At 63.7% G+C, this 24,076-nt stretch carries 18 protein-coding genes; 13 read left to right on the forward strand and 5 right to left on the reverse strand.

Going from position 1 to position 24,076, the window contains the following annotated elements; all coding sequences use genetic code 11:
* The first annotated feature begins 67 nt into the window (after positions 1 to 67).
* On the forward strand, positions 68 to 1,435 hold the full coding sequence (locus ACQZAB_RS11550; RefSeq protein WP_428389672.1) for a PSP1 domain-containing protein: 1,368 nt from the start codon (positions 68 to 70) through the stop codon (positions 1,433 to 1,435).
* An 87-nt stretch (positions 1,436 to 1,522) separates the two neighbouring features.
* Here ACQZAB_RS11550 and ACQZAB_RS11555 read toward each other — a convergent pair whose 3' ends face one another.
* From ACQZAB_RS11555 to ACQZAB_RS11565, 3 genes are all read right to left on the reverse strand, one after another.
* Positions 1,523 to 2,374 carry a hypothetical protein gene (locus tag ACQZAB_RS11555; protein WP_428389673.1) on the reverse strand — a complete coding sequence of 284 codons (852 nt, stop codon included), beginning with the start codon at positions 2,372 to 2,374 and terminating at the stop codon, positions 1,523 to 1,525.
* A 17-nt stretch (positions 2,375 to 2,391) separates the two neighbouring features.
* Complete coding sequence (locus ACQZAB_RS11560; protein WP_428389674.1) at positions 2,392 to 3,642, reverse strand: aspartate aminotransferase family protein; 1,251 nt, start codon at positions 3,640 to 3,642, stop codon at positions 2,392 to 2,394.
* Between the two features lie 139 nt (positions 3,643 to 3,781).
* Positions 3,782 to 4,117, reverse strand: coding sequence for an HU family DNA-binding protein (locus ACQZAB_RS11565; protein ID WP_428389675.1), 336 nt, complete (start codon positions 4,115 to 4,117; stop codon positions 3,782 to 3,784).
* A gap of 427 nt (positions 4,118 to 4,544) precedes the next feature.
* Between ACQZAB_RS11565 and dnaK the strand changes: the two genes are divergently transcribed.
* On the forward strand, positions 4,545 to 6,452 hold the full coding sequence (dnaK, locus tag ACQZAB_RS11570) for a molecular chaperone DnaK (protein ID WP_428389676.1): 1,908 nt from the start codon (positions 4,545 to 4,547) through the stop codon (positions 6,450 to 6,452).
* 181 nt (positions 6,453 to 6,633) lie between these two features.
* Here the strand turns inward: dnaK and ACQZAB_RS11575 are convergent, their stop codons facing one another.
* Entirely contained in the window at positions 6,634 to 7,593 is a 960-nt protein-coding gene (locus ACQZAB_RS11575) for a hypothetical protein (RefSeq protein ID WP_428389677.1), read from the reverse strand.
* A 469-nt stretch (positions 7,594 to 8,062) separates the two neighbouring features.
* On the opposite strand from ACQZAB_RS11575, the gene ACQZAB_RS11580 reads away from it, so the two are divergent.
* The 11 genes from ACQZAB_RS11580 to ACQZAB_RS11630 all read left to right on the forward strand — a co-directional run bounded on the left by ACQZAB_RS11580 (position 8,063) and on the right by ACQZAB_RS11630 (position 22,229).
* On the forward strand, positions 8,063 to 8,887 hold the full coding sequence (locus tag ACQZAB_RS11580) for a hypothetical protein (RefSeq protein ID WP_428389678.1): 825 nt from the start codon (positions 8,063 to 8,065) through the stop codon (positions 8,885 to 8,887).
* Positions 8,888 to 9,025: 138 nt separating this feature from the next.
* Positions 9,026 to 10,579 (forward strand): hypothetical protein, encoded by a 1,554-nt coding sequence (locus ACQZAB_RS11585; protein ID WP_428389679.1) that lies wholly within the window; start codon positions 9,026 to 9,028, stop codon positions 10,577 to 10,579.
* Positions 10,580 to 10,601: 22 nt separating this feature from the next.
* Positions 10,602 to 13,262 carry a protein kinase domain-containing protein gene (locus ACQZAB_RS11590; protein WP_428389680.1) on the forward strand — a complete coding sequence of 887 codons (2,661 nt, stop codon included), beginning with the start codon at positions 10,602 to 10,604 and terminating at the stop codon, positions 13,260 to 13,262.
* Positions 13,262 to 14,188, forward strand: coding sequence for a hypothetical protein (locus tag ACQZAB_RS11595; protein WP_428389681.1), 927 nt, complete (start codon positions 13,262 to 13,264; stop codon positions 14,186 to 14,188). The genes ACQZAB_RS11590 and ACQZAB_RS11595 overlap by 1 nt, the downstream gene beginning before the upstream one ends.
* 43 nt (positions 14,189 to 14,231) lie before the next feature.
* Positions 14,232 to 15,131: an RNA polymerase sigma factor gene (locus tag ACQZAB_RS11600; protein WP_428389682.1), complete on the forward strand. Its 900-nt coding sequence runs from the start codon at positions 14,232 to 14,234 to the stop codon at positions 15,129 to 15,131.
* Between the two features lie 106 nt (positions 15,132 to 15,237).
* Positions 15,238 to 15,552: a FeoA family protein gene (locus tag ACQZAB_RS11605; RefSeq protein ID WP_428389683.1), complete on the forward strand. Its 315-nt coding sequence runs from the start codon at positions 15,238 to 15,240 to the stop codon at positions 15,550 to 15,552.
* Positions 15,549 to 17,603, forward strand: coding sequence for a ferrous iron transporter B (feoB, locus tag ACQZAB_RS11610; RefSeq protein WP_428389684.1), 2,055 nt, complete (start codon positions 15,549 to 15,551; stop codon positions 17,601 to 17,603). Before ACQZAB_RS11605 ends, feoB begins: the two co-directional genes overlap by 4 nt.
* 172 nt (positions 17,604 to 17,775) lie before the next feature.
* On the forward strand, positions 17,776 to 18,492 hold the full coding sequence (gene rph, locus ACQZAB_RS11615; RefSeq protein WP_428389685.1) for a ribonuclease PH: 717 nt from the start codon (positions 17,776 to 17,778) through the stop codon (positions 18,490 to 18,492).
* A 42-nt stretch (positions 18,493 to 18,534) separates the two neighbouring features.
* Positions 18,535 to 20,223, forward strand: coding sequence for an LptF/LptG family permease (locus tag ACQZAB_RS11620; RefSeq protein ID WP_428389686.1), 1,689 nt, complete (start codon positions 18,535 to 18,537; stop codon positions 20,221 to 20,223).
* A 21-nt stretch (positions 20,224 to 20,244) separates the two neighbouring features.
* Positions 20,245 to 21,372: an LptF/LptG family permease gene (locus ACQZAB_RS11625; RefSeq protein ID WP_428389687.1), complete on the forward strand. Its 1,128-nt coding sequence runs from the start codon at positions 20,245 to 20,247 to the stop codon at positions 21,370 to 21,372.
* Positions 21,373 to 21,374: 2 nt separating this feature from the next.
* The gene (locus tag ACQZAB_RS11630) at positions 21,375 to 22,229 is read left to right on the forward strand and encodes a phosphatase PAP2 family protein (RefSeq protein ID WP_428389688.1); all 855 of its coding nucleotides are present in this window, start codon (positions 21,375 to 21,377) and stop codon (positions 22,227 to 22,229) included.
* Between the two features lie 31 nt (positions 22,230 to 22,260).
* Here ACQZAB_RS11630 and ACQZAB_RS11635 read toward each other — a convergent pair whose 3' ends face one another.
* On the reverse strand, positions 22,261 to 24,018 hold the full coding sequence (locus ACQZAB_RS11635; protein WP_428389689.1) for a glycosyltransferase family 39 protein: 1,758 nt from the start codon (positions 24,016 to 24,018) through the stop codon (positions 22,261 to 22,263).
* Positions 24,019 to 24,076: the final 58 nt, after the last annotated feature.

Here is a 24,076-nt window from a genome sequence, read left to right on the forward strand (position 1 = left end):
GACACCAAGAACAACGCCCCCGCGACGACAACACCGTCGCGTCGTTCGACCTGCACACGGAGCCCACATGCCCGGCAGCATCACACCCCTTCCCATCATGCTTTCCGAGGAAGACCAGGCCGTCTACGACAGCCTTGAAGCACCCAAAACCATCGTGGTCAAGTACGGCTATCAGAAGAAAATCGCCGAGTTCCCCTACGACGGCGACGCAAAACCCGGCTGCGGATCAAAGATGGTTATCCGCACCGACCGCGGAACCGAAATCGGTGAAATGCTGACCACCACCTGCTCCAATTCCGGCTGCGGAAAATCCATCTCACGCAGCCAGATGCTCGACTACATCAAAAACTCAGGCGGCAAAGACTACCCCTTCACCAAAGACGGTCGCATCCTCCGCGTCGCCACACCCGAAGACCTCATCGAACAGAACAAACTCGACGCCCGCAAACCCGAGTTCACCAAACTCGCCAAACGACTCATCAACGAACTCAACCTCGATATGAAACTCGTCGACGTCGAACCACTGCTCGGCGGCGAACGCATCCTCTTCTACTACGCCTCCGAAGACTGGGTCGACTTCCGCGAACTCGTCAAGCAACTCGCCGCCGAACTACATACCCGCATCGAGATGCTCCAGGTCAACGCCCGAGAGGAAGCCCGCCTAGTTGCCGACTACGAAAAATGCGGACAACACTGCTGCTGCAAGCAGTTCCTCAAAGTCCTCAAACCCATCTCCATGCGCTCGGCCAAAATCCAGAAAGCCACCCTCGACCCCCAGAAAATCTCCGGCCGCTGCGGACGACTCATGTGCTGCCTCCGCTACGAAGACAAAACCTACGACGAACTCCGTAAAAAACTCCCCCACAAGAAAACCGTCGTCGAAACCGAAGACGGCATAGGCATCGTCCTCGACTCCCAGATCCTCACCCAACTCGTCCTCGTCCGCATCGGCCCCAACCCACCCGCCGCCTACCCCCTGGAGAACATCCGCCGTCTCGACAAGGACGAAGCCAACGCATGGCGCAAGCAAATGCAGGAAGAAGAACGCGAACGCGCCGAAGCCTGGGCCGCCCGCTCCGCACGACGCACCGAACGCCGAGGCGGGCCACCCGCACAAACCGGCCGCTCCCAGCGACCCGCCGACGCCCCACCCCGCGACAACGAAGAAAAAGACCAGCAGAATGACGCCGGCGAACAGCGAAAGCCCCGCCGCCGACGACGCTCTCGCCGACCCCGCAGCGACCAGCAAGCCGGCGACAACCGCCCCCAGGCCGCCGATCCCAACGCCTCATCCCCGGAGAATAATCCCTCCACCGACCCCAATGCCTCAGGCGACGCACCCAGGAAAAAACGCCGCCGCAGAAGACGACGCCGTGGCGGCGGGGGAGACGGCAGCGATACGCCAAACACCGGCGGTCCACCTCCCACCGAATAGGCACCCAGAAATCTTCCTCAATATCGAGCCGCGACGTGTCGCCGCGGCCTGCCTCTGCGCTGCCAAACCGCTAGCCGCCCACACCCATCAACCCCCAACCCGCACTGCCCGCAACACCACCACCCGCTGCCACACCACACCCGACTTCTCCCGGATCATCAACGCCACCCCCATCGGCAACGCCCGCTCATCCGCCGCCGCCCCCAACTCGAGCCGCTCAAGCACCCGCTCCCGAGCCTCCTCGGTCAACCCAAAGACCAGCGCCGTCTGACCACTCGCAGCCAACGGTAGGGCCAGCGAGTCAAAAACCCGCCGGTGATCCAAAGCATCCACCACCGGCCCACGCATCAGCCACCCCCGAACATCCGGCACCGATGGAACCAGCACCGCCGTCGAACGCCCCGCCGCCCCCTCACGCAGCATCGCATCAACCATCAACGGACCATTCGTCATCTCCGCAGACAACCCCCCCAGATCCACCGCCACCGACTCCGACAATCGACCCGTCTCCAGAATCGGCATCCCACCCGCCTGAATCACCGCCCGACGACGCCCCATCGGCCACGTCGGCAACGGCAACCCCGCCACCCACTCAGTCACCGTATCAGCAGGCATTACCCCCACCCGCAGACCATTCCGGGCCCACCGCTCCGCCACACTCGGGCTCAGGCTCTCCGCAGACATCGCCGACCACGCCGCGTCCAGACCCGCATCAATCGTCAACCCGATCTGCATCACGCTCAGCTGAATGGCCGAACCCGGCCGCTGAACCGACGGCGCCGTCCCAGGCGGGCCAGGTGGCGTCACCGTCGACCGAATCTCGCCAATCGTCGGCAGATCCTCAACCGGCTCTTCACCACCACTCCGACAGCCCGGCACCGCAAAGACGCACACCGCCGCAAACACAACCGCCACCGATCCGAACGTCCAGTGTTTCAACAAGCACACCCCATCACTCACCGCCCGCCGAGCACTGACTCCATCGCATCCAATCCCTCACCCAGCACATCCTCCGGCACCGTCAGCGCCGGAGCGATCCGCAGCACCCCACCCTTCGTCGCGTTGATCATCACCCCGCGCTCCATCAGCGCCAGCACCACATCCCGCGCAGTAGGCGACGCCTCCGGCAACTTCGATTCATCCACCTCAATCCCAAGGAATAAACCACGACCCCGAACCTCCCGAACCGCCTCACAACCCTCCGCAAAACGTTGCAGCCGCTTCACCACCGCCTCCCCAAGACGAGCCGCCCGCGCATCCAACTTCTCTCGCTCAATCACCTCAAACACCGTCGCCGTCGCCGCCATCGCCAGACAATTCCCGCCCAGCGTTGTCGCATGCATCACACGCCCGTGCTTCGCCGCGCTGTACGTCTCCGCCACCTCCGGCCGTGCGCACATCACACCCACCGGCAACCCACCACCCACACCCTTCCCAAGCGTCATCAAATCCGGAACCACATCCCACAACTGATGCCCAAACACCCGACCCGTCCGACCGCACCCCGTCCACACCTCGTCCGCGATCAGCAGCAGATCGTGCTCATCGCACAGGGCTCGGAGCGACTGGAAATATCCCGGGTCCGGCACGTGGATCCCGCCCTCGCCCTGGATCGGCTCGACGATGATCGCGACGGTCTCGGCATCCATCGCCGCCTTGATGGCTTCGAGGTCGTTGTAGGCCACGTTCGTGAAGCCCGGCAGCAGGGGCTCGAAGCCCTCGCGCACCGCCGGCTGGCCGGTGGCGCCCATCGTCGCGAAGGATCGGCCGTGGAAACTCCGGGTCGTCGAGATCACCTTGTACCGGCCGTGCGGGCCGGTCGCGTCGCCCGGGTTGGCCTTGCCGTAGAGCCGCGTGAGCTTGATGGCCGCCTCGTTGGCGTCGGCGCCGGCGTGGCTGAAGAAGCTCTGCCCGCCGAAGCCCAGACGCTGAATGAACTCCGCGGCCCGAACCTGCGGTTCGGTGTGCAGCAGGTTGCCGACGTGCCAGAGCCTCTTCGCCTGCTCGGTCACGGCCTTGACCAGGTCCGGGTGGCAGTGGCCGATCACCGGCGCACCGAAGCCGGCGAACAGGTCGATGTAGCGCTTGCCCTCGACGTCATAAAGGTGGCTGCCTTCGCCGCGGACGATGGCCACGGGAAACCGGCCGTAGTTCGGGGTCAGGACCGCGTCGTGTCGTCCGATCAGTTCCTGGGTCGCGGTGGTCAAGGCAAGCTCCTCGGGTAAGTCGCTCCATTGTGCCCGCATCGGCGGGAAAAGAAAAAACCCCGTGGCCGCGGCCACAGGGTTTGGGTTCTGAGGCGAGCCCGATCGGTGATCAGGCCCACACGATTTCAGAAGGTGAGGGTCAGACCATTTCCTTGAGCGGCTTGAGAGCACGCAGCTTGACGACCGTCGAGGCCGGCTTGGCAGCGATTTTGATCTCTTCGCCGGTGGCAGGGTTACGGCCCATGCGTGCCTTGGTCGCCTTCTTCTTGAAGCGGACGATCTTGAGCAAGCCCGGGACGGTGAAGGCACCGGCGCCGCGGCCGCTGCCGACTTCCTTCTTGATCAGCCCGGTCATCGAATCGAACACCGCGGCGACATCCTTCTTGGTCAGCCCGGTATCGTCGGCGATCGCCGAGAAAAGCTGGGTTTTGGTCAACGGCTTCTTGGCGGCGGTCTTGGCGGTCTTCTTGGCCATCTAACGGCTCCTGTTTGAACGATTCGGGGTGCTCAGGTGCCCACGCGGGCACGTCTCTTTGTCCCCGTCCGCCTGTTTTATCGCACCTTGGGCCCAAAGTCCTGTAATTTTCCGCCTATTTCTTCGTCGATCATCAAAAATACCCTCTTTCGTCGGGTGAATCGAACCCGCTGCGCGCAGAGACCCCGCCTCTCAGTTGGCCCCGTGACCCTGCCAGCGTCTGCGTCAGAGGAGGCGGAGCCGCAGGCAGGCTCTTGCCATTCTGGCAGACGGCGTTGGCTCCAAACGGCCGCTGGCAGCCGAAAAACCCCAGAAACAGGCTCTTAAAGGCCCTTCGTGGTGGCACCGGCTTTGCATTTTGTCTTCCCGCGACACGGGCCGCGGTGCCTGTTCGGACCTCAACACCAGCCTCCGCAAGGAGAACCTTATGTCCAAGATCATCGGAATCGACCTTGGCACGACCAACTCCGTCGTCGCCGTCATGGAAGCCGGCCAGCCCAAGGTGCTGATCAACAGCTCCGGCAACCGGACCACCCCGTCCATCGTGGCGTTCACCGACAAGGGCGAGCGGCTGGTCGGTCAGCAGGCCAAGCACCAGCAGGTCACCAACCCGAAGAACACCATTTTCTCCATCAAACGCTTCATGGGCCGTCGTCACAACGAGGTCCAGTCCGAAGAGAAGATGGTGCCCTACGCCGTGACCGGCGGCAGTGAAGACCTGGTTTCGGTCATGGCCAAGGACAAGGAATACACGCCGCAGGAGATCTCTGCGATGATCCTGCAGGACCTTAAGAAGACCGCGGAGGACTACCTCGGCGAGAAGGTTGATTCGGCGGTCATCACCGTCCCGGCCTACTTCAACGACTCGCAGCGGCAGGCGACCAAGGAAGCCGGCGAGATCGCCGGGCTCAAGGTCGAGCGGATCATCAACGAGCCGACGGCGGCGGCACTGGCCTACGGCCTCGATAAGAAGAGCAACGAGAAGATCGCCGTGTTCGACCTCGGCGGCGGGACGTTCGACGTCTCGATTCTCGATGTCGGCGATGGCGTGTTCGAGGTGCTCGCGACCTCGGGCGACGGCCACCTCGGCGGTGACGACTGGGACGAGGCGGTCATCGACTTCCTCGCCGATGAGTTCAAGAAGACCGAGGGTGTCGATCTCCGTCAGGACGCGATGGCGCTCCAGCGGCTGAAGGAAGCGGCCGAGAAGGCCAAGTGCGAGCTGTCGAGCGCTCAGGAAACCACGATCAACCTGCCGTTTATCACGGCGACCAACGAGGGCCCGAAGCACCTGCAGATCTCGCTGACCCGTGCCAAGTTCGAGCAGATCTGTGCGTCGCTCTTCGAGCGGCTGCGTGGCCCGGTGGAGAGTGCGCTGAAGGATGCGGGCCTGAAGGCCGGCGATGTCGATGAGGTCGTGCTCGTTGGCGGGTCGACCCGGATGCCCAAGGCGCAGGAAACGGCCAAGGAGCTCTTTGGTAAGGAACCGAACAAGTCGATCAATCCGGATGAGGTCGTGGCGCTGGGTGCCGCGATCCAGGGCGGTGTTCTGCAGGGTGACGTCAAGGACGTGCTGCTGCTGGACGTGACGCCGCTGTCGCTGGGCATCGAGACGATGGGCGGGGTGATGACCAAGCTCATCGAGCGCAACACAACGATCCCGACCGACAAGTCGGAGACCTTCTCGACGGCGTCAGACAACCAGCCCGAGGTGACAATCCACGTGCTGCAGGGCGAGCGCGAGTTCGCGGCCGACAACCGGACGCTGGGGCAGTTCAACCTGACCGGGATTCCCGCGGCTCCTCGGGGCACGCCTCAGATCGAGGTGACCTTCAAGATCGATGCGAACGGCATCCTGAACGTGTCGGCCAAGGACAAGGGCACTGGCAAAGAGCACTCGATCGAGATCAAGGGCACGTCCGGTCTCTCGGATGAGGAGATCGATCGGATGAAGCAGGAGGCCGAGGCGCATGCCGACGCCGACAAGGCCAAGCGTGAGCTGGTGGACATCAAGAACCAGGCGGACAACGCCGTGTACCAGATCAAGAAGCAGCTGGATGAGAACGGCGAGAAGGTGCCAGCGGATGTTCGGAGCAGTGTCGAGTCGGCGATCGCGAGTGTCGAGGAGAAGTCCAAGTCGGACGACAAGGACGCGATCAAGGCGGCCTTGAACGAGCTGCAGGAGGCCGGCATGAAGATGGGTGAAGCCATCTACAAGCAGACCGATCCGTCGTCGGCGGCGGGTCAGGGGGCCGGTGAGGCTGCGGGCGGCGAAAGTGGCTCGGCCGAGAGCAGTGACGACGTGATTGATGCGGATTACGAGGTCAAGCAGTAATCCAAGTCGCTTGATAGCAGGAACTAACAAGCCCCACCGTGTGCGCGGTGGGGCTTGTCATGTTGTGCGCGGTAATCGAGGAGAAAACGTCTTGTTTTCGAGCGTTTTCGATCGGTTTGCGTCAAAATTCGCTCGTTCTATGCCGTTTCAGACCGGGTTCTGAGCATCCAAAATCGGCGGTTTATTCGTGGTCGTGATCGTGGCCTTCGTGATCATGGCCGTGGTCGTCGTGGCCGTGATCGTGTTCAGATTCTTCGGCGTGCGCATGCGTTTTGTGCGCGGTTTCATCCGTTTTGGGCCTGGCCGGCGGCGGGGGCAGTTCATCGACGCGGGCGTTGAAGGGGGGGACGAAGGTGCCGCGTGGGGCGTCGACGAAGCGGATGTTGCTGATGCTGGCGGTGCCCTTGGATGCCTGTTTGCCTAACTCAGGGTCCCAGTGGGAGAAGGCCCATTCGGTGCTGAAGGCGACGCCTTCGACGGTCTTGAAATTGGCGTACTCGATGATGCCGGGTTGGCTGGTGGCTTCATCGACGGAGTCTTTGCCGTAGGTGACGATGTAGGCCATGGCGCGGAGGGCGTCGGTGTCGGGGTCTTTGAGGAGGATGTACCAGTCGTCGGGGGCGTCGCCGACGCCGGCGTCGAAGGTCATCTTGACGGCGGCGAGGTGGTTCTGCTCGTCGAGGGGCTGGAAGTCGAGTTCCTTGTAGTTGACGCCTGGGTCGGAGAGCTTCATCGGGGCGGCGAGGAAGTAGGGCCAGGTCAGGAGGTGGAAGCGGGCGTTCTTGAACTCGGCGTCCTCGGGGCTGACCCAGGCGTTGTTGCCGTCGAAGACGAGGACGGTGCCGTCTTCGAGGTCCATGCGGGCCTTGCTGACCTCGTTGTTGAAGAGCATGGTGCCGGCGATGAGGTTGTTGCCGCCAAAGACGACCTCGAAGTCGGCCTGGACGGCGGATTTCTCGTGGTAGAGCTCGGCGCCGTGGGCGAGTTCGATGGCTTCGACGACGGCGGGCTTGGGGGGCTGGACCGTGACGGCTTCATCGGCGGTCGGCTGGGGTCCCTGGCAGCCGGCGGCGAGGCCGATGAGCGGGAGGGTGAGGGCAGCGGCCAGGAAGCTTCGGGTGCGGGCGTGTCGGTTTGCCATGGGTGTCCTCGCGTTGGGGCGGATGAACCTTGGGGCGGTCGCCTGGGGGGGCGTCCTGTGAAGATGGAGACGATACGCGGAGGGGGGGATTGTGGCTAGTGGTGGGGGGTGGCCTGCGGGGTGGGTTTGTTGTTCTGTTTGGCGTGGTTTTTGGGTTGAGGCCTTGGCCGCGTCGCGGCCGGGGTCACGCCAGAGTCACTTGTGTTTGTTGGTGGTCGAGCGCGGGTAGTGCGTCGGTGGGTGTGGCGTGATTCTTGTTGGTGCGAAGAAGAACCGGGCGGACACGGCCCGGCTCACCGGGGCGGCTTTCATGACTGTTTTGGGCTGCCGGTGGGGTTTTTTAGGGTCTGAGGGTCTGTTTTCCCGGGTTGATGCAAGGAAATCGGTTGGGGGGTGACTATCTGTTGTGCCGGCCCGGTGTGGGTTGGTTTGAGATGGTTTTTGAGTCCCTAACGGCAGGAGGCATGCCATGGTGGGTACAGCGGTCAAGCTTGCGGGTGTGGGTGTCGTCGGAACGGTTGTCCTGGGTGGGTTGATGTTCGGCAGTGATCTCGGGAGCTACGCGAAGACGTCGTGGAACTCGGTGCAGACGTCGATCAAGGACAGTGTGCCTTTGGAGATCGAGCTGCAGCGGGCGCGTGATCTGCTGGGTCAGATCATCCCGGAGATGCGGGCAAATATCCGGATCATCGCCGAGGAAGAGGTGGAGCTGGCTCATCTGCAGCATGAGATCAACCGGGCGAGCGATCGGCTGGAGGATCAGCGGATGGCGGTTCAGCAGGTGCGGAGCATGATGTCGGTGGAGCAGGCGTCGTATCGGCTGGGTGACCGGCGGATGACGCGTGACGAGGTGGCGGCGGATCTGTCGCGACGGTTCTCGCTGTTGCAGGAGGCTGAGGCCTCTGTGGCGGCGAAGGAGCGGCTGCTGAACGGTCGGCAGGCTGCACTGGATGCGGCGATCGGAGCGCTCGAGAAGACGCGGACGCAGAAGGCGGAGCTGGAGGCGCAGATCGAGGCGCTGGAGGCTCAGCATCGACTGGTGCAGGCGGCTTCGATCGGCAGCGGGACCTCGATTGATCAGAGCCGGTTGTCGCAGACGACGGAGCTGATTGGTGAGATCAAGAAGCGGCTGGATGTGGCGGAGCGGACGCTGGCCCGTGAGGGCGAGTTCGTTCAGGATCTGCAGCTGGACGTTGAGGATCGTGTGGATGAGGCGTCGCTGCTGTCGGAGATCGATGCTTACCTCGGGCATGACCGGGTGGCCGGTGGTGCCGAGGCGGAGGATGCGAGCTGAGTTGTTTAGGGATCTCCCTCTCCTCCCGGCCCTGGGGCGCTGCCCCGGGCTGCCGGGTTTTGGATGGTGCTGATGGCTTCGGTTGAGGCTGCTGGATCGTTAGACTGAGCTGTTGAGGCTCGTGTGTGGAGGTGTTCGTTGCTTCTGCTGGCGTTCAAACGAGCTGAGTTCGCGTTGGCCGATGGTCGGTTGGACGAGGCATGGCGGATCGTGAGCCAGCCGAAGGTCCGGGCGCATCGTCGGGGTCAGGCGCTGATCGCGAGGCTGCTGGAGGCCTGGGTTCGGCGTGGGAACGAGCATCTGGATCATGAGCGACTCGATCAGGCGATGGCGGATTACCGGCGTGCGTGTGGGGTTGAGCCGGCGGCGGCGGGGGTGGCGTCGCTTGGTCAGCGGGTTCATGCGGCGGTGCGTGAGCGGGATCGTCGGAAGCAGCAGCGGGATGGGTTGCTGCGTCATGCGGCGGATCGGATTGCTTCGGGGTCGTGGTCGGCGGCGCACAAGCTGCTGCGTGACGCTGAGCCTGAGCTTGGAGATGGGGCGGTGCGGCTGATGCGTGATCTGGACGCAGAGGTATCGGGGTTTGAGCGGTGGCTGGAGGTGACCGAGGGGGCGGTTGCTCGTGGGGACTGGTCGGCGGCGGTGCGGGGTCTGGTGGAGCTTGAGAAGGTTCGTCGTGTGGATGAGCGGGTGTTGTCGCTTCGGGATCGGCTGATGGCCGGTGCGACGGGGGTGATGGATCGTGCGATTGAGGCGGCGCGGTTGGGCGAGGCCGAGGTTGTGGCGGGTGTGCTGCGTCCTGTGCTGGGAGCGGCGGATCGGGCGGCGACGGTGGTTCGGGCGCTGGGTTCGCTGGCGGCGTGCCGGCGTGCGGTGGTGGCGGGGCGGCTGGACGAGGCTTGTGACGCGGCGGGTGTGGCGGCGTCGCTTTTGCCTGGTGTGGGTTGGGTGATGGATCTGAAGCAGGAACTGGAGGGTGCTCTGGCGGTGGTGCGTCGGGTCGCGGGCGGGCCGTTGGCGGGGTTGAGTGGTGAGGGGGACCTGGCTCAGGCAGAGGCGGCGACGGCGGCTTGGCGTGATGAGCGTCCGGTGGCTCGTCGGGTGGTGTCTGAGCGGGTAGGTGAGGGTGATGGGCTGGTCGGGGTGGCATCGGTGTTGGAGGTGCTCTCGATCGAGGGGGTGGGGGCGTATGTGGTTTGTCGGGATGAGCGGGTGTCGTTCGGGCCGGTGGCTCAGGGTGGTGTGGATGTGCCGCTTCTGGCGGAGCCTGGGGTGGCGGGGGTGGTGCTTCGTCGAGAGGAAGAGTCGTTGCTGGTGGAGCAGGGGGGTGAAGCGGCGCGGGTGTTGAAAGATGGGGAGCGGCTGAGCGTGGGTCGTGGGCATCGGCTTCAGGTGACGCGGCCGCATCCTGCGAGTGGGACGGGGGTGGTTGAGCTGCTTCGGGGTCGGATCGCGGGGACGGATGCTCGGCATGTGCTGCTGATGGATCAGCAGGTGGTGATCGGTGCGGGGCGTCAGGCGCATGTGCGGATGGATCGGCTGGACCCGTCGGTGGTGGTGTTTGTTCGTGATGGCGGGTTGTGGGCGAAGGAAAGTGGGGGTGCTGGGCGGGGTGAGGCGCAACGATTGGATCCGGGTGCGACTATCGGTGCGGGCGGGCTGCGGTTGCGGTTGGATCGGTTGACGGCCTAGGTGTTGGAGCAGGGATGACACGATGAACACGATCAGCGGCCAGGGATTTCGATATGAGGCGGGGGATCGCCCGCTTGAGGGGCACACGGTTCGTCGTGCGGCGGGTCGGGGCGGGTTTGGTGAGGTTTACTTTGCGGTGACGGACTCGGGGCGGGAGGTGGCGCTGAAGTCGATCCAGGGGTTTGAGGACGTGGAGCTGCGAGGGATCTCGCAGTGCATGAATCTCAAGAGCCCGCATCTGGTGACGATCTTTGATGTGCGTCGGAATGAGAAGGGCGAGCCGTTTGTCATCATGGAGTACGTGGCGGGGCCGTCGCTTCGGCGTCTGATTGATGAGTCGGATGGGGGGTTAGGTCCGCAGAAGACGGCGTATTTTCTGCGTGAGATCGGCAAGGGGCTTTCGTATCTGCATGACTGCGGGGTGGTGCATCGGGATCTGAAGCCGGGGAACATTTTTTATGACGAGGGGTACGTGAAGATCGGGGATTACGGTTTGGCAAAGGCGATGGCGGCGAGCCCGCAGCAGAGCCAGACGGTGACGGTCGGGACGGTGCATTACATGGCGCCGGAGATCGGTGCGGGGCGTTATGACCGTGGGATTGATATTTATGCGATGGGGGTTTTGGTTTATGAGATGCTGACGGGTCGGGTGCCGTTTGGCGGGGCGTCGCCGGCTGAGGTGCTGATGAAGCATCTGAGTGTGCCGGTGGATGTGTCGGCGTTGCCGGCGCCTTTTGATCGGGTGGTGGCGAAGGCGATGGCGAAGGACCCGGCGGAGCGGTACGCGACGATCGGCGAGATGGTGGAGGATGTGTACGGGTCGTCGGCGATCCGGGAGAGCCTGAGCACGTATGGGGCCGAAGATCTAACAGTTTATGCGCGGCGGGCGGCGGCGAAGATGTCGGTGGGGGTGAAGGAAGTGGCGAAGGCGGAGATTGACCGTGATCTGCCAGACTCTGCGAACCCGGACACCTGGCAGGTGGCGAAAGGTTCTGGGGCTGGTCGAGACGAGCGTGTATCCGCAGGGGGTTCGGTGTCGGTTGGTTTGGGGACGGGCCTGCCGGTGATGGAGGGGGATGCAGGGAACGACCCGTTAGGTGGCGGTCAGCGGGTGATATTGAGTCTTCTGACGGTGCTGCTCCTGGCGGGCGGGGCATCGATCCTGATGGGCCGGGACGTGCACCAGCCGATGCTGTTTTATGGGGTGATGGCGGTGGCGTTGGGGCAGCTGTTTGGTTTGTGGCGGGCGCGTGCGTGGTTGGGTGATAGGGTTGCGAGCGAGCCGTTTCTGGAGCGGCTGGGGTATGCGTCGATCGCGGGGGCGATCTCGGGGGCGTGGCTGTTTTTGGTGATTTTGTTGTCGTCATCGCCGGTGCGGGATGATTTGATGGCGGTGTGGTTCGGAACGCTTGGCGCTTTGGTGGTGATGGGTTCGTATGGGGCGGGGTCGGTGGTTCGAGCGCGTCGGCTGTCGCTGATGCGTGCGGTGTTTGCGGGTCTGGCGGCGATGGTGGTGGTGCTGTTTGTCGCCGGGGGTGAGATGGCGCTTTTGTCTGCGGCGACGGCGGCGGCGGTGGCTTTGGCGTTTCGGGTGTCGGTGCCGTTTGATCCGGCGGCGTCTCGGTTGGCGTTTCCGTGGACGGCGGCGGAGCGGGCGATGTACGAGGAGCGTTCGCGGGTGGGGTCGCGGCCGGTGGTTGCGGCGGAGGCGAAGGCTGCGCGGGATGAGCAGAAAGGTGGTGAGGCGATGGCTTCGGTGGCTTCACGGGCTGGCGTTTTTGGTGAGACTGAATCGGCTGGGCGTGCGGGTGCGGCGAGAGGCGTTGAGCGGGAGTCGGGCGTCGTGTCGTTGTCGCCTCGGTCGCGGCTGTTGGCGTTGCTGTTTGTGGCGTGTCCGATGTTGCTGGTGCCGATCTGCGGGTTGCATCGGTTTTATGTGGGCAAGTGGGGGACGGGGATTGTGTGGTTGCTGACGGGCGGGCTGTTTGGCATTGGGCAGCTGATCGATGGGCTGTTCATTGTGGCCGGTTATATGGAGGACGCGAAGGATCGGCGGATCGTTTACTGGTGGCAGACGGCCGGGTATCCCGCGGTTGCTGGTGTGTATGAGCGGGCGACGACGGACAGTGCGCGTGTGATCCGGCAGGGTGGTTCTTACGCGGGGGCGGTGCTGGCTGGGCTGGTGGCACTGGTTGGGTTTGTGTTGCTGCTGGCAGCGGGTGGATTGGCGGGGGCTCAGGCGTTGGGAGCGCCGTATGCGGTGAGTGCGTTTCTTCCTGATATTGATATGGATGGTGTGGCGGCTGAGATATTCGGGTCGGTGAACTGGCAGCGGAACATGATGCGTGCGTTTGCGCCGTTGGCTTTGTCGCTGGCGGTGGCGGGTGGTGTGATGCTGATGCTATCGCGGCGCGGGGGCGGGGTGGCTTCGATGGTGCGGGCGGTGGGTGGTGTGCTGGTGCTGATTCTGGGTGGTGCTGTGGGCGCGGGTGTGTTTGGTGACGCATCGGAATTGCAGGCGATGTGGTATGCGGCGTCTGAGCAGGTGGCGCAGGGGCGTGTGGGTGAGGCGGTGGTGGGGGTGTTGAATGCGGCGAAGATTGACGTGCTGCTGCTGGTTCAGGGTCTGCTGCTGGTGGGTGTGCTGCTGGTGGCGTGGCCGACACGGCGGGAGGTGCGGTGATGGCGCAGGTTGATGGTGTGGCGTTGGCTTTGCCGTTCTGGATTATCTTCCTGATCCTTGTGGGCTGTTTCTTTGTGGTTGGGGGCGTTGTGGTATTGAGTCGTTTCATGGGTTGGAGCGAAGGCTGGAAGGGCACTGGTGTGCTTCTTGGGGCGGTCTTCGGGTTGCTGGTTTGTTTGAGTGTGATTGCGCTTGGGGTTGGTGTGGTGTTGCCTGCGATGAGTCGTCAAACGCCGGCTGTGATACAGCCGAGTGGGAACTATGCTTCGGTTGAGGGGCAGGATCACCAGGAGGGGCTTGGGGCGTGGGACGCGACGTTGGAGGGGTTGTTCCCGATTGAGCCGGCGTTGGATGCATCGACGTCGTGGGCGGCGGTGGGTGGGGCGATGGATGGTCGGGTGGTGACGGTGCATGAGGATGGTGAGGCGTTGGTGGCGGGGGTGTTTCGGACGCCTCGGCTGGCGGCTTCGGCGGTGGTGGCTCGGCGGTATGCGTTGGTGGAGGCGGCGGAGGCGGTGGCGGCTGCGTATGCGGCGAGTGAGGCGACGGAGGAGGCGTTGTCGGGTTTGTTGCTTGATCGGCTGCTGGCGGATCCGGGGTTGGTGCGGCGGGAGGTGACGCAGGAGATACGGCGGCCTTACGGGGAGTTGTATCGGAGTGCGGTGGAGGTGGTGTTGCTGGAGTCGGAGATTGTCGCGTCGGCGGCGGTGCTTGAGCGGAAGCTGCTGGCGCGGGGTGAGGCGGTGGGGATGACCTGGGCGGCGATGGCTGCGGTGCTGGTGGGTATTGTGGCGGTGTATCTGGTGTTGAATGTGGCGACGCAGGGGTATTACGGGTTCACGCTGGCGTTGTGCGGGTTTGGTTTCGGGTTGGTGGTGGTGCTTTACTCGCTGTTGCGGGTGACGTCGCTGGGCGGGTTGGGCTAGTGCGGGGTGGCGTTGCGGCGAAGGAGAGGTCATTGTTTACGGCATGAGTGCTTTAGGTGATGGTGATCGTCGGCTGATCGAGGGGGTTCGTGCGCGGGATGCTGCGGCCTGGCAGCAGCTGGTGGATCGGTACCACGGGCGGTTGCTGGCGTTTGCGCGTCGGCATGGTTCGCGGCCCGGGGATGCGGAGGATGTGGTTCAGGAGGCGTTTATTGGTTTTCTGACGGGGCTGGATCGGTATCGGGAAGAGGCGAGCCTGGAGACGTATCTGTTTACGATTCTGAGGCGGCGGCTGATTGACGTGCGGCGATCGAGGCGGGTGCCTTTGTGTGAGGCGTCGCTACGGACGGATGAGGAGGGGAGTCCGATCGAGCGGGCGGAGGGTGGGGGTGAGACGGCTTCGACGTATGCGCGTCAGGATGAGTCGCGGGAGAGGCTGCGGGAGGCGCTGGCGGAGGGGTTGCGGGAGCTGGTGAAGAAGTATCGGGATTCGCTGAACTTCCGGGACCTGATGGTGCTGGAGGGGGTGTTTTATGCGCAGTTAAAAAACCGGGAAGTGGCGGAGCTGGTGGAGGGGGCGAGTTCTGCGCATGTGGCGGTGATCAAGCATCGGGCGATCGATGCGATGCGGGCGTCGGTGGAGGCGTCGCTTGGGGATGGCGGGTTTGCGGAGGCGGTGGATGAGGCGGGTGATCTGCTGACGGAGGTTTGGGAGTCGGTGCGGCCGAGTTGTCCGAAGCGGAGCACGCTTGGGGCGGAGTTGTTGGGGACGCTTGATGAGGGGTGGTCTGGGTACATCTCGTTTCACGTGGATCGGCTGGGGTGCGGGCCGTGCCGGGCGAATCGTGATGACTTGAAGGCGGCGATGGAGAACCCTGAGGACCATGTGGTTCGGGACCGGATCATGGAGAGCACGGTTGGGTTCCTGTCGGGGGGCGGTTAGAGGGTTGTTTTAAGGACACGGGGGATTTGAGAGCGGTCGGTGTGGAGATTGTGCTATACTGCGACTCAGACTCAATTAGAGGGTCTGGACGCAGGAGATGTCGCCGATGGCTGTGGATGCAGGTGGGTTGTTGACGCTTGGGGATCTTCAGCGCGGGGCGTGTGCGACGATCCGAGAGGTTCAGGCGGGGCCGTTTGATGCAGAGAGGCTGAAGGCGATGGGCTTGTGCTCGGGTCGTCGGGTGACGGTGCTGAAGCGGGGTCAGCCGATGATCGTGTCGGTGATGGGTTCGCGTATCGGTCTGGATCGTCATCTGGCGAGGTTTATCGAGTTGGTTCCGGTGGAGCGGGATTCGGCATGTTGTATGGATCCGGTGGATGCGGAGGCGGATGCGAAGCAGGGCGAGGGGGTGGTTTCGTGACAACGATCTCGCTGCCTGTCAGGGACTCGGGGTCGGGGACAGAGAGCGGTCCGCGGATCGTGCTGCTGGGCAACCCGAACGCGGGGAAGACAACGCTTTTCAATCGGTTGACGGGGCTTCGGGCGAAGACCTCGAATTTTCCCGGGACGACCATTGAGCGTCGGGTGGGGGCGGTGCGGCTGGGCGAGCGGGATGTGATCGTTGAGGATCTGCCGGGGCTGTATGCGCTGAACGCGGGGAACCCGGAGGAGTTGCTGGCGGGTCAGGTGCTGCAGGGTGCGTATCCGGGTCAGCCGAAGCCTGATGTGGCGGTGGTGGTGCTGGATGCGACGAATCTGGCGCGGAATCTCTATCTGGCGGGTCAGGCGCGGGAGGCGGGTGTCGCGGTGGTGGTGGCGCTGAACATGGTGGACCTGGCGGAGGCGCGTGGGATCGAGCTGGATCTGGAGGCACTGAGTGCGGAGCTTGGCGCGGTGGTGGTGCCGGTGTCGGCGCGGGCGGGGACGGGGCTGGAGGATCTGATGGGGGTGCTATCGGCGGAGATTGCATCGGGTGCGGCGGCGAAGCCGGTGCCGCTTGCGTTGGCGGGGTGCTCGGCGTGCAGCGGGTGCCCGCATGGGGCGCGGTTTGACTGGGCGGAGCGGGTGGATCAGCGGGTGAGTCGGTCGGCGGCGTTGTCGGCGAAGTGGACTGATCGGATTGATCGGGTGGCGACGCATACGTTTGTGGGGCCTGGGATTTTCGCGGCGGTCATGGCGGGGGTGTTCATGACGCTGTTTGTGGTGGCGGACACGCCTATGGGCTGGGTGGAGTCGTTGTTTGGGGTGGTCGGCGAGGCGGTGGCGGGGGTGCTGCCTGACGGGTTGATTCAGAGTCTGGCTGTGGATGGGTTGATTGGTGGGGTGGGTGGGGTGGTGGTGTTTTTGCCGCAGATTCTGCTGCTGTTTTTCCTGTTGTCGCTTCTGGAGGACACGGGGTACCTGGCGCGGGCGGCGTTTGTGATGGATCGTTGGTTCCGGAAGATGGGGCTGCCCGGGCGGGCGTTTGTGCCGATGCTGTCGGCTCATGCGTGTGCGATTCCGGCGATCATGTCGACGAAGGTGATTGAGAGCCCGCGTGATCGTTTGGTGACGATCATGATTATCCCGCTGCTGACTTGTGCGGCACGGCTGCCGGTTTATGCGATGGTGATCGGGCTGCTGTTTCCGGACAGTCCGTTGTTTGCGGGGCTCTTGATGACGGGGGCGTATGGGCTTGGGATTGTGGCTGCGTTGGGGGCGGCGATGGTGATTCGGGGGACGCTGGTGAAGGGCAAGCCGGAGGCGTTGGTGATCGAGTTGCCGACTTACAAGCTGCCGAGTTTCCGAAACGCGTTTTTGACGGCGTTTGATCGTGGGATGGTGTTTTTGAAGAAGGCGGGGACGGTGATTTTGTTGATTTCGCTGGTCTTGTGGGTGGCGGCGACGTTCCCGCAGCTGCCGGAGGAGCGGTTGGCGGAGGTGGCTTCGGCGGCGGATCAGACGCGGCTGGTTGAGCTTGAGGCGTCGATCGCTGCGGCTGAGTCGGCGGGTGAAGCGGAGGTGGTGGAGGCGTTGTCGTCGGAGGTGGGGGCGATGCATTCGGCGTACTCGGTGGAGTATTCGCTCGCGGGTCGGCTTGGGAAGCTGGTGGAGCCGGTGTTTGCGCCGCTTGGGTTTGACTGGAAGATCAATATCGGGGTGGTGAGTTCGTTTGCGGCGCGAGAGGTGATTGTCTCGACGCTGGGGATTGTTTACGGGTTGGGTGATGAGGCGGAGGACGAGGCGGCGCTGCGGTCGGTGCTGGCGAGTCAGAGGCATGCGGATGGTTCGCCAGTGTTCACGACGGCGTTGTGTCTGAGTCTGCTGGTGTTTTATGTGCTGGCGATGCAGTGTCTGCCGACGCAGGCGGTGACGAAGCGGGAGACGGGCTCGTGGAAGTGGGCGGGTTTTCAGTTGGGTTACATGACGGTGCTGGCGTACGTGGCTGCGTTGGTGACGTATCAGGGGGCGAGTTGGATGGGGTGGGGTTGAGCCCCCCCACTAAGCCCACCGCGTCTCCTCCCTCCGCATACGCACTTCTCGCAGGGCATGCCTAGCTGGCATGGCATGCGTGACATGGTTCTTTGTTGACAGTCGGGAAGGCTCGCCTGTGAAGGGGCTTGGCAGCCGGGCGGTGTGTTGTTGTGGGCGGTAGACTGGCGGGATGCGAAGAAAAGCGAATCAGTTGCGTGAGGTGGTGATCGAGGGGTTTCCGACGTCGGCGGCGGGGTCGGTGTTGATTCGGTCGGGGGAGACGCGGGTGCTTTGTACGGCGTCGATTGCGTCGGAGACGCCTCGGTGGATTGAACGGGATGAGGAGGGGCGTCCTGTGAAGGGTTGGGTGACGGCGGAGTATTCGATGCTGCCTGGTTCGACGGGTGATCGGAAGCGGCGGGGTCCGGATGGTCGGTCGACAGAGATTCAGCGTTTGATTGGGCGGTCGCTTCGGGCGGGGGTGGATCTGTCGAAGATGCCCGGGATGGCGATTACGTGCGACTGCGATGTGTTGTCGGCGGATGGAGGGACGCGGACAGCGGCGATCACGGGTTCGTGGGTGGCGTTGGCGCAGGCGATCGCGGTGGCTCGTGGGGATGGTCGTTTGGCAAAGAACCCGCTTAGGGGTCCGATTGCGGCGGTGTCGGTGGGGGTGATTGATGGGGTGTCGTATCTCGATCTGGATTATGCGTTGGATTCGCGGGCGGAGGTGGACCTGAATGTGGTGATGGATCACAAGGGGTCGTTTGTGGAGGTGCAGGGGACGGCGGAGGGGGCGGTGTTTGATCGGAAGCGGTTGGATGGGCTTTTGGATCTGGCGTCGAAGGGTGTGAAGTCGCTGGTGCGGCTGCAGAAGCAGGCTCTGAAGGAACTGGCGGGGGCGTGAGGCTGTTGGTGTTGGCACCGGCAGGCATAAGGTGATGGTCTGATGTCGTGGACGTTGTCGCGATACATCCTGTTTGAGTTGCTGAAGATCCTTGTGATCTCGTCGGTGACGCTGGTTTGCGTGATCTCGTTTGCTGCGGCGATCAAGCCGTTGGCGGATGGGTTGCTGGGTCCGGCGGAGCTGCTTCGGTTTGTGGGCTACACGATGCCAACGATGCTTGGTTTTGTGCTGCCTTTTGCGGGGGCGTTTGCGTCGACGCTGGTTTTTTGTCGGATGGCGGCTGATAACGAGGTGATGGCGTGTTCGGCGTCGGGGATTGGTCACCGTGCGATTCTGCTGCCGGTGGCGGGGTTGGGGTTGGCGTTGACGATGACGCTTTTCATGTTGTCGAACTTTGTGATTCCAGGTTTTTACAAGCAGGCCGCGTTGACGATCGAGAAGGATCTGTTGACGGTGCTGGTGTCGCGGCTGAATGATCGGGAGCCGTTCACGCGTGGGAACTGGGTGGTGTTTGCGGATGGTGCGGAAACGCTGCCGCCGCCTGTTCCGGAGCCTGGTCGTCCGGCGGCGGAGAAGCTGGTGCGTCTGTCGGGTGTGGCGGTGCAGGAGTTGACGGCGCGGGGTGCGATACGGAACGACCATACGGCGGAGACGGCGACGGCACTGTTGTATCGGGACCCGGTGAGTGGGGATTCGGTGGTGACGCTTCGGCTGGAGGGGTTTGTTTCGTTTTCGTCGGTGGAGGGTGATTTTCGTGATGGGTATGTGTCGTCGCTGAACCTGCCGCCACTGCGGTTGCCGAGTGTGTTGCGTGACAATCCGAAGTATTTTTCCTGGCCTGAGCTTCGGGAGCTGGCGGAGCACCCGCAGCGTTTTGATCGGGTGCGCGATTCGTCGCTTCGGTATCTTCAGCTGCTGGCGGCGGAGCGTTTGCGGGCGGGGCTGATTGCTGATCTGGAGCGGGGTTTGCCGGTGCGGCTGGTTGATCCGGGGACGGGTCAGTCGGTGGTGCTGGATGCACCGGACTGGCGGCCGTTGGGTCGTGGGGTAGAGCTGTTGTCGCGTGGTGAGGTGCTGGTTCGGTATCGGTCGGCATCGGTTGAGGAAGGGGTTGGTGTGGGGGCGGTTCCGCTTCGTCCGATGGATGCGGAGCGGGCGTATGTGGCGGTTGAGCGGCGGTCTGACAGCACGGCGGACCCGCGGGTGACGGTGGAGCTTCGGGGGGTGACGATGCGTGATGCGGGGTTGGGTCTGGCGGGTCAGTCTGATCGTCGTTTGCTGCCTGAGCTGGTGTGGCCGGAGCCGGTGCTGGGGGTGGCGATCGAGACGATCGAGACGGATGACCTGCTGAGTGGGGTGTTTGCGCCGCAGACGGAGGGTGAGGTGGCGGCGACGGCGGAGGCGGCGGCGGAGCTTCGGAGGCAGCTTCGTCGGCTGGCGTCCCGGATTATTTCACAGCTGCATGTTCGGGGGTCGTTGGCGGTGTCGTGCACGCTTTTGATGTTGCTTGGTGCGTGCGTGGGGATGCTGGCTTACCGGTGGTCGACGCTGGCTGCGTATTCGTGGTCGTTCGTGGCGGCGATCATCACGATCATCATCATTCATTCGGGTGAGAATCTGGCGACGCGTCCTGGTGGGGGTGTGGCGGTGGGTCTGCCGGTGTTGTGGTCGGGGGTGTTGCTGCTGGCGGTGGTGCTGGCGGGTGTGTTTGTGAAGCTGCGGCGGCCTTAGGTTGTTTGTTTAGAGGTCTTCATGACGGTTTTGGATCGTTACATTCTGCGGCAGTTCTTTTTGAACTTCGTGATTCTGCTGGCGGTGCTGGTGGGATTGTTTGTGCTGATCGATCTGATTCTGAATCTGGATGAGTTCATGGAGGCGGGTCGGGTTCGTGCGGATCGTTTTGGCGGGGTGTGGCTGGCGACGGCGTTTTCGGTGTTTGACTACTACGGGCCGTTGGCGGTGCTGGCGGTGGTGAACACGGTGGGGCTGATATCGGTGGGGGCGATGGCGTTCACGCTGGTGTCGATGTACCGGGGCCGTGAGCTGGTGGCGTTGGTGGCGAGCGGACTGAGTCTGCATCGGGTGGGGATCACGCTGCTGGCGGGTTCGATGGTGTTGTCGCTGTTGACGTTTCCGCTTCAGGAGTTGGTGATTCCTTCGCTGACGGACAAGCTGTCGCGTGGCATTTCGGAGGTGGAGCGTGACAGCATGAACACGTTCTCGATTCGGCTGGTGCCGGATGAGAAGGGGGCGCTGTTTACGGCTGCGTCGTTCGATGTTGAAGAGCAGCGGATGCAGGGGGTGTCGATTCTGGAGCGGACGGAGACGGGGACGATGAAGCGTCGGATCGTGGGGGAGTCGGCGCGTTGGGATGAGGCGAGGGGCGGTTGGGTGTTTGAGCCGGTGGCTTACGGGGCTTCGCCGGTGGGTCCGGGTGCCGATCCTCTGGCGGCGGTGCGGTTGGATCCCGAGGTGGTTTCGTTCTATGAGACGGAGTTGTCGCCGACGCTGGTGTTTGCGCGTCGGAAGGCGTTGTTCAAGCGGTTGTTGTCGATGGAGGATCTGCAGATGCTGGCTTCTTCGGAGGCGCTGCATCCGGCGGAGCGGGCTTCGGTGACGCAGATCATCTGGGGGCGTTTCAGTCTGCTGGTGGTGAATGTGCTGGTGGTGGCGATTGGTTTGCCGTTCTTTTTGCTGCGGTCGCCGACGGGACTGATGCAGCAGTCGATCAAGGCGGCGGTTCTTTGTGTTGGTTGCTGGGGTGCTGCGCTGGTGATGTTGCAGGCGGGTGCGGGTTTTAATCCGGTGGCGATCGCGTGGTTGCCTGCTGCGTTGGGTCTGCCTTTGGCGACGGCGATGCTGCAGTCGGTGGAGACGTGAGCATGGGTGAGGGTGGCTTGTCTTCGTGGCGGGTGGCGGCGCGGGACTGGTGGCGGTGGCTCGGGGCGCGGCCGGTGGGGTTGGAGGGAGCGGTGGGGTCGTGGCGGTGGTGGGGTGTGTTTGTGGGTGTGGGGATGCTGGTGGTGGTATTGGATCTGTTGGCGGATCGCTGGGCGGTGGAGGCGGTGCATGGGTGGCCGCGGACCTGGCGGGTGGCGGCTTCCTGGTTGACGGAGTGGGGTGGTTCGCGGGCGTGGTTTTATGCGGGCGGGCTGTGGCTGATCGGTCTTGGATTGGTGAAGGGGTTGAAGCTGGGGCGGGTGGGGTTGTTGCTGGTGCCGGTTTTGATGGGGCTGGGGCTGGGGTCTTTGGCGTGGGTTTATGCGGATGAGGGGATACGGGATCGGGCGTCGTGGGTGATTGGCGGGGTGGTGCTGGTTGGGCTGGGGCTGGCGCAAGCGGATCAGCGTTGGGTGCGGGGTGTGGTGCTGGTGGTGGTTTGCGTGGCGGTGTCCGGGATTGTGGTGAATGTGGTGAAGCCGATGGTGGGGCAGAGTCGGCCGAATCTGTATTTTTCGGAGGGGGTTGATGAGCGTCGGCCGTTGACGTTTGGGTATGACTACGGGAGTTTCCCATCGGGTCATGCGACGACGGCGGGGGCGGTGGCGGGTTCGATCGCGTTGGTGTGTCCGGCGGCGCGGGTGCCGATGGTGGTGTTTGCGGTTGCGACGGGCTCGACGCGGGTGGGGACGTTGTCTCACTATCCTTCAGATGTGGTGGCGGGCCTGTGGCTGGGGTGGGTGTCGGCGGGGGCGCTGCGGGGCTTGGCGCGGCGGGGTGTTTCGTCGAAGCATTGAAGTAGATCTGCCCGGGCTGACGTAGCTCGGCTCACGGATTTGTGGCGTTGTGGTTGGCTGGGTGTTTGGGTGCGTTGCTGGGGAGGATCCAGACTTCGATGGTGAGTGCTCTGCCTTCGTCGTCGGAGCTGTAGTTCCAGAAGTCTTTGGACCCGGCGCTGATGACGCCCAGGTCTTCGGGGGTGACGTTGAGGCGTTGGGCTTCTTTCGTGGAGATGATGAGGGCCTGGCGGGTGGGTCTGGGTGAGGCGGCCCATGCGAGGAGGGCTTCGCGGGTGCGTTGCATGCGTTGGACGGGGTATCCGAGGGGGCGGCTGAGGTAGTAGATGACGGAGGGCTCGCGGTAGCCGAGGGTGTAGATGGTGGCCTCTTCGGGGAGTTTGAGTTTGATGGCTTCTGCGATTTCGGGGCTGATCTTGAGGCGGTGCTCGACCCAGGGCAGGAGCGTGGAGGCGCTGATGAGGATGAAGATGGGGGTGACGGTGGCGAAGATGGAGGTGATTTCGAGGAGTCGTCGCTGGGCGAGGTTGATGAGGACCCAGGGGATGCCGAGGAGGAGGATGGCGGCGGGGAGGGCCGTTCGCCAGGCGAGGTCGGTCAGGCTGAGGGCGTAGGGAGCTATGAGCAGGGTGAGTCCGAGGCTGGCGATGAGCAGGAAGAAGATGGCGCGTCCGGCTCGTGCGAAGCGGGTGTCGGCGCGGGGTGGTTTCTGGGCGGTCTGGTTGACGAAGGCGCCGATGAGGACGGCGAGGCCCGGGAAGATCGGGAGGATGTAGTGGGGGAGTTTGGTGGCGACCAGGGACATGGTGATGAAAGTTGGGATGAGCCATGCCCAGATAAGGGCGCGGTCGCGGCCGTTGAGGAACTCGCGTCTTCGGAGGGCGTTGAAGGCGGATGGGAAGATGGCTGTCCAGGGGAGGAGGCCGATGAGGAGGACCGGGACGTAGAAGGGGATGAGGGCCAGGTATTCGAGGGTGTTTGATCCGCCATGGCCTTCCTGGGGTGTGACCATGCGGTCGAGGACGTGGGTGCCGAGGCCGATATCGAGGAGGACGCCTTGGGATTGGGTGTTGGCGGGGATGGCCCATGCGAGGAAGGCTGCGAAGCTGAGGGCGGCGATGATCCAGAGTGAGAGCCAGAAGCGTTTGCCGAGTCGCCAATCGTCTCGCTGGGCGCGGCCGATGAGCCATCCGGCGAGAATGATGTTGGCCATGGGGATGGCGAGGCCAATGGGGCCTTTGGTGAGTTGGCCGGCGGTGAGTGCGAGCAGGAGCATGGGTGGGTGCCACCAGGCCGGGCCCCGGACGGCGCGGTGGACGAAGGTGGCGTAGGCCTGTGTCAGGCAGCCGAGGAGCAGGCCGTCGGCGGTGGAGAGTGTGCCCATGACGATGGGCATGATGGCGGTGAGGAGGATGATGAAGGCGATGACGGCGGCGCGTTTCTGGTTGGTGATCCAGAAGGCGGCGAAGTAGGTGGCGGTGGCGGCCCAGAGGAGTCCGAAGATGGAGGGGAGACGGACGGCGATTTCGGTTTCACCGAGGAGTTGGATGCCGGCGACCATGGCCCAGTAGATGCCGGCGGGTTTGTCGGGTCGGATGTTATCGTTGAAGGTGGGGACGAGGTAGTCGTCGGATTCGAGCATTTCGACGGCGGCTCGGGCGAAGCGGGCTTCGTCGCGGTCCCAGAGCGTGGAGCTGACGGCGAGGGTGGCGAGGAAGGTCAGTCCGAGCAGGAGGAGGATCGCGAGGGTGCGCAGGTGTTTGGGATTTGGGGCTTGGGCGTCGGACATGCGGGGTTTAGTTTAGCGGTTGGGGGTTGGTTCATTGGTGGGGGGGTGGGGGATGGTT

The sequence above is a fragment of the Mucisphaera sp. genome (assembly GCF_965279675.1).
Taxonomy (GTDB): Bacteria; Planctomycetota; Phycisphaerae; order Phycisphaerales; family Phycisphaeraceae; genus Mucisphaera.

Excerpts from the sequence above, each read along its gene's own strand:
- ACQZAB_RS11550 (WP_428389672.1), top strand. The coding sequence starts at position 68 with ATGCCCGGCAGCATCACACCCCTTCCCATCATGCTTTCCGAGGAAGAC.
- ACQZAB_RS11565 (WP_428389675.1), bottom strand. The coding sequence starts at position 4,117 with ATGGCCAAGAAGACCGCCAAGACCGCCGCCAAGAAGCCGTTGACCAAA.
- dnaK (WP_428389676.1), top strand. The coding sequence starts at position 4,545 with ATGTCCAAGATCATCGGAATCGACCTTGGCACGACCAACTCCGTCGTC.
- ACQZAB_RS11575 (WP_428389677.1), bottom strand. The coding sequence starts at position 7,593 with ATGGCAAACCGACACGCCCGCACCCGAAGCTTCCTGGCCGCTGCCCTC.
- ACQZAB_RS11580 (WP_428389678.1), top strand. The coding sequence starts at position 8,063 with ATGGTGGGTACAGCGGTCAAGCTTGCGGGTGTGGGTGTCGTCGGAACG.
- ACQZAB_RS11590 (WP_428389680.1), top strand. The coding sequence starts at position 10,602 with ATGAACACGATCAGCGGCCAGGGATTTCGATATGAGGCGGGGGATCGC.
- ACQZAB_RS11595 (WP_428389681.1), top strand. The coding sequence starts at position 13,262 with ATGGCGCAGGTTGATGGTGTGGCGTTGGCTTTGCCGTTCTGGATTATC.
- ACQZAB_RS11600 (WP_428389682.1), top strand. The coding sequence starts at position 14,232 with ATGAGTGCTTTAGGTGATGGTGATCGTCGGCTGATCGAGGGGGTTCGT.
- ACQZAB_RS11605 (WP_428389683.1), top strand. The coding sequence starts at position 15,238 with ATGGCTGTGGATGCAGGTGGGTTGTTGACGCTTGGGGATCTTCAGCGC.
- rph (WP_428389685.1), top strand. The coding sequence starts at position 17,776 with ATGCGAAGAAAAGCGAATCAGTTGCGTGAGGTGGTGATCGAGGGGTTT.
- ACQZAB_RS11620 (WP_428389686.1), top strand. The coding sequence starts at position 18,535 with ATGTCGTGGACGTTGTCGCGATACATCCTGTTTGAGTTGCTGAAGATC.
- ACQZAB_RS11625 (WP_428389687.1), top strand. The coding sequence starts at position 20,245 with ATGACGGTTTTGGATCGTTACATTCTGCGGCAGTTCTTTTTGAACTTC.
- ACQZAB_RS11630 (WP_428389688.1), top strand. The coding sequence starts at position 21,375 with ATGGGTGAGGGTGGCTTGTCTTCGTGGCGGGTGGCGGCGCGGGACTGG.
- ACQZAB_RS11635 (WP_428389689.1), bottom strand. The coding sequence starts at position 24,018 with ATGTCCGACGCCCAAGCCCCAAATCCCAAACACCTGCGCACCCTCGCG.